The 4960-nt window shown below is 66.2% G+C and carries 5 protein-coding genes; all 5 read right to left on the bottom strand.

The annotated features are described in order from the left end of the window. Positions 1–22 precede the first annotated feature (22 nt). Positions 23–310, bottom strand: coding sequence for a hypothetical protein (locus tag ACGFYH_RS37180; protein ID WP_393807594.1), 288 nt, complete (start codon positions 308–310; stop codon positions 23–25). Positions 311–534: 224 nt separating this feature from the next. Then, positions 535–1476, bottom strand: coding sequence for a hypothetical protein (locus ACGFYH_RS37175; protein WP_393807593.1), 942 nt, complete (start codon positions 1474–1476; stop codon positions 535–537). Continuing rightward, positions 1473–2222, bottom strand: a complete 750-nt coding sequence (locus ACGFYH_RS37170) for a hypothetical protein (RefSeq protein WP_393807592.1) — start codon at positions 2220–2222, stop codon at positions 1473–1475. Before ACGFYH_RS37170 ends, ACGFYH_RS37175 begins: the two co-directional genes overlap by 4 nt. A 495-nt stretch (positions 2223–2717) precedes the next feature. Beyond that, a complete protein-coding gene (locus ACGFYH_RS37165; protein ID WP_393807591.1) occupies positions 2718–3134 on the bottom strand; it encodes a hypothetical protein in 417 nt (138 codons plus the stop codon). Further along, a complete protein-coding gene (locus ACGFYH_RS37160) occupies positions 3128–3790 on the bottom strand; it encodes a replication/maintenance protein RepL (RefSeq protein ID WP_393807590.1) in 663 nt (220 codons plus the stop codon). Before ACGFYH_RS37160 ends, ACGFYH_RS37165 begins: the two co-directional genes overlap by 7 nt. Positions 3791–4960 lie beyond the last annotated feature (1170 nt).

Raw genomic sequence — 4960 nt, 5'->3', positions numbered from 1 at the left:
ACGGCGCCCGCTTCAAGAACGGTCACCTCGTCGAACGCCCCGAAGTCACCGCAGCCTGAACAACCCCACTGATCCACAACTCTTGACAATTACTCTCCAGCCGGGACAGGCCGCCTGGCTCGTCTGCGTACTCGGCGTAGTGCGCCGCCGAGTCGAACATGTGGAGCTCGGGATCCTGCATCCAGGCCAGCAGCGGTCGGTCCAGCTTCTCCAACGCTTCCAACGCAAGACCTGTTGGCGTGAGCCAGGGCATCACACCCTCCAGGGCTGCCTTCAGCTCTTTCGGCTCCAGGCCCACACTCATCGCCATGGACGTCAGTATCCGCCAGCGGTTCTCTCGCAACCGGGTTCTTGCCCAAACTGCCACCCTGACGTGCGACGGGCTACGCAGGTCCAGGCTCGTCAATCAGTGTGTCCTCGTGAAAGGGCGCCGCCAGCGTGCATGGACGTCCGACCCAGACATGGTGCTGCATCTCGACGAACGATCCTTGGCGGCGGCGCCCTCTCAGAGCATCGACGCGCGTTCTGGACAGCTCAGGGGCATCGCTGGGCCGCTGTCAGCCCTACTGCCGCGTCGGACTCCGACGTCGGTCGATGCTTGGCGATGCGACAGTGAGGCCGGTTGCAGACCGCCCCGTCGCCTTTGACGGCTCGGCAGTACGCGGCGTGGTCCTCGCATCGGTCATCGCCCTCAAGGGGCACAGAGCGACAGATCCGTTCCGCGCCCGCCCATGTGCAGCGCCCGAGGCCCGCAGCGCGCCCTGGAATGTGCAGTTCACAAGGCAGGCCCGGGGCCTTAACAGCGCGCAGGCACCAAGCCTTCGGAAGTGCGTCGTAAGACAGCACGGGATCCAGAGGCTCCATACACAGCGGTTTCGACAACTGTTCAAGCCGGTCAGCGAGTTCATGCCCGTGGTGGGCTCGGGCCAGCTGCGCCAGGGCGAGCAGGAGGTCCGGCGTTGCTTCGGTGTACCAGGACTGGTAATCGTGGCCGTTGATGTAGCCGGGGCATGGACGCAGCCGAGCGGCAGCTTCGAGGATGGCCCTGGTGCTTTCCGTGATCTTGTCCTCTGAGTCCGTGGTACTGGACTCCTTCGTGCAGTTGACCGGCTCGCCGTCGTAGGCGACGTCCCCACGGTGCACCCTGATATGGGCAACGTCTCGGACGATGTCGAACCGGCGCAGCTCGGTCGTCTCGTAGTCGCTCACGTCCGGGGTGTCGTGCAGTGTGCAGTGCTGGGCGAGCCAGCGGACGACATCAACCGTCTCGCCGCCCCCGGGGGAGCCGTACGCCTGGACGTAGCCAACAGAGCCGAGTTGGAATTCATGGAGACCGAGGACCTGTCCGGACTCGATCGGGTTCTGACAGCGGCCGCCCTTCCTCGTGCGTGCGACGCACTGCAGAGTGTGGGCGTCGCCGCTGGGGTTGATCCACAGCCGACCGCGCAGCACGACGAGCTGACACCTCGGACTCATGATTCCGCTCCGTCCGTATCCGGGCGCGTGCAGATGTGCCCGGACGGGCAAGCGGGGCAGCCCCGTACCTTCGCGAGTTCGGCGACGGCCGCGAATAGATCACGGGCCCGGTCGACGGAACCGATGCCCTCGTGCTCAGCGAACTCCTCGGGGGTCGCCTCGGTACCCCGGGACATGTGGCTTCTGACGAACGCCAGCGCCGCGAACTCGTCAGCGGCCAGGTCACCTGGCTGAGCGGGGATGCAGGTCTTCGGAACGAGCTTGTCCTCCGGACTTCCGTGGAAGATCCACGGGTCCCCAGGACGCTGCGGACGCTGGGTGACGATCCGAACCAGCGGGACATCGCCGGCCTCGTCTACCAGCAAGGCGCCAATCGAATGGAGCTGGTGGAAGCTGCTCCGCAGGTCGCCGGTTGTATCAGCTCCCAGCACACCCGCCACTTCGTGGAGAGGAAGGAGGGTCACCTCCTCCCCTCCGAGACTGACAGGGAGCGAGCCCGTATCCAGGACCATGTCGAGCGCTACGGCCTGCCTCGGCACCGCACCGGCGTATTGCGGTCGCAAGCGCGCGAGACGCTGCATGAGGTCGATCGCGTCGTCGGACAAGCGAGGATCATCGGCGGCTGCCTTCGAGGTGAAGTCCGAGCCGATCGACAGCCACTCGTCATAGCCCGGAGGCTGTAGCTGCTGCAGGGTGTACCCCCCGCTTCTCCGACGTCCCGGCTTCCCGGGCTTCTTCCTGCCCATCGGATCTCCCTCCTTGGCACGAAGGCAGTCAACTCGGGCATCGCGCGCGACTGCTTCGGTGACCTGAAGAACGCACCGGAGCAGCGATTGAATCGGTACGGCCCTCCGGTTCCCGCTATTGGCCTATCCGCTCTTGCTGCTACTGGTTCGCCTACTCGCGGCGCCGGCGGGGCCAGCGCCGCAGCATTTTGCTGGGCCAAGAGGCACACGGGTGATGCTCGGGTGGGCGGCCTGGTCCGGCAGCGGGTTGTTCTGGAGAACCAGAACAACCCGGTTCACCTGGTGCTACCGGCAGCCGGTTCCGCGGTCGGCGCTGGGGCACGTCCCGCCCTCTGACTTGTTCTGCTGCTCCAGAACAAGCCGGTTTACCTGGTGCTACCGCCTGCCCCGCGCCGGTGCTTGCTTGGGCAGACGAATGTGCCCCCGATGCACATTCCTGTGCGACAGGGGCACATTCCGCGGTCGGGTATCACCCGGGGGTGATGACGGGCGGCGTCATCCGGCGGCGCGGACCGCCCGGAGCGGTTGGCTCTGGCGCTTGGGTGGCGCGGTCTCGTACAGCGGGGCGGTGATCTCGGGCAGTTCGCCGGCCTCGATGCGCTCGGAAGCATCCTCGATCGCTTCCTCCAGCTCCTCCTGCGAGGCGTAGGAGGCGACGTAGGGGTGGAGGTAGTAGGTCCGGTACTTGCGGTCCTTGGGCCGCAGCACGAGGTTCCGGCTCTCCAACAGCGACATCGCGGTGTTCGCGGAGTTCCTGGAGAGGCCCACGCGGGCCCCCAGCTCGGCTTGGGAGGCGTTCACCTCGCCGCCGGGCTCCTGGCGCTCGATGAGGGCGCTCAGCAGCTCCATGGCGGCCTTGGTGAGGTCCAGCCGGTACAGCATTCCGAAACCGGCGCTGGCCTGGATCAGCATGCCTGTCCCTCCTCGTCGACGACTTCATCTTCCCCGTCTTCGACACCGAGCTCCAACTGCACGCTGCGCGGCGGCGGCGGGGCGTTGAGGGCCGGGAAGACGTCCTCCGGCAGCTTCCCGGTCTCCTTGTCGCGCAGTGCGTCTAGGATCTCGCGCTGGACATCTCCGTTGCCCTCGAAGCCGAGCATCGGGTTCACGAAGATCAGCCCGTTGTCCACGCGCTGGATCATGTGCCAGCTCTCCAGGCGGCCGATGGCCCGCGTGACGTTCGACCGCTCCACGCCCAGCTTGTCGGCGATCTTCTTGTGCGTGGCGCGCAGCCACCCCTCACGCTGCCGGCCAATGCACCACAGGAGGACCGCAGACTGGATCGGCGACATGCCGTGCTGTGCGATGAGCACCGCCAGGACATCGGCAAGGAAGTCGTTGGAGACCACGCTGTAGCCGGACCGGCCGTACATGTCGTGGGGGGCGCGGTACGTGTACCGGACGCTGACGTCCATCTGCTGCACCGGCCGCTTGCGGGTCGGCGGCTTGATGTCCTTGCCCAGCCTGGAGGACAGAGTCTCGCGGAACGCGCTGTCACCACCGGGCGGAACGGCGGCGATGCGGCCCTTGCCGCGGCCGGAGGAAGGGCGCTTGGGCTGGGGAGGCATCGACGGAGGTCCTGTCCTCGATCTTGTGGGGTCCGCGCCGGACACTAGCAGTTGTTCAAGCTCAGTTGGCAGATTTGTACACCCTGGCGTGGCGCTTTGGTGTCGGCGCCGACACAATCGATTTGGGCCGTGTTCCCTGGGAACCCGTCGCCACCAGCAGCGTTACGCACTTGTACAAGCTGGGTTGGCAAATACCGGTGTCGACGTGGCACCGCGGACACATTTCCGCAGGTCAATGTGTTGTGGCTGACACATCTCCTTCCGGAAAAGACCAGGTCAGAGCAGGTTTCCGTGAGGCCCCCTCTTTTCCCTAAGACGCACGCGCGCGCGAGGGCCGCATCAGGACCGCGGGTCGTACCGCCCCCGCCCCCGCCACCGACGCACCAGCAAGCGAGGCACCCAGGTGCGCACGCCCCGGTCGTACCGGTCCTCAACCGACACCCCACACGCACCCGCTTCCCGTCGCTGCGCACGCAGCCGTGGCTGAGGCGGCTTCGCGTGCGGCTCAGCTGCTCCCGTGCGGGTCGTGGAGGGCACCATCGGCTCTGAGTCTCGGGTGGTGCCGGCCGTGACGTTCAACAGCACGCAAGCGTGGCCGGTACCCGTGGGCGGTTCCGCCGCCCGGCCCCAGGGGGCCATTCGGCTCCGGTACCTCCGCACGTCGAATTCCGGCGCTCACATATCGGGGCTTCGGTTCTGTGGCTGAGCAATTCAGGGCCGCGCAATTCTACATTCCACCAGGTAGCTTTTAGGGGAGGACCGGGGGTAGTGCGGCTAGGACCCAAATGCTACACAGCGCAGCAGCATGATGCATCACTCGCGGGACACCTTCGTCCTACCGGGTGATGCGTCGACTGATTCCGCCCCGCTGTGGCGGGTTGGCGTGTATGCCGACCGGTCATCAGTGAACGTGAGTGGATGGCTTCGGGAGTTGGGGAGGGGTTTGGGTGGAGCGCAGCGGAGCCCGTCACTACGGTGAGGCCAGCGCCCTGTCCGGCCGACGGTCCGTCACATCCGTTACGGGGGTAGTGGCTGGGAATCCCAAGCCCTACACAGGCCCGCGCGTGATGCACCTCCCCTTGCTGCCAGCTTCGGCACCCGCGCTTGCGCGGGTGCCTCCAATTCCCGCTTGCGGGAATTGCATTGCGGTTTGAATTCCGTTTACGGAAT

The organism is Streptomyces sp. NPDC048392, from assembly GCF_043200575.1.
Classification (GTDB): domain Bacteria; phylum Actinomycetota; class Actinomycetes; order Streptomycetales; family Streptomycetaceae; genus Streptomyces.
This window is presented reverse-complemented; position numbering and strand designations above follow the sequence as displayed.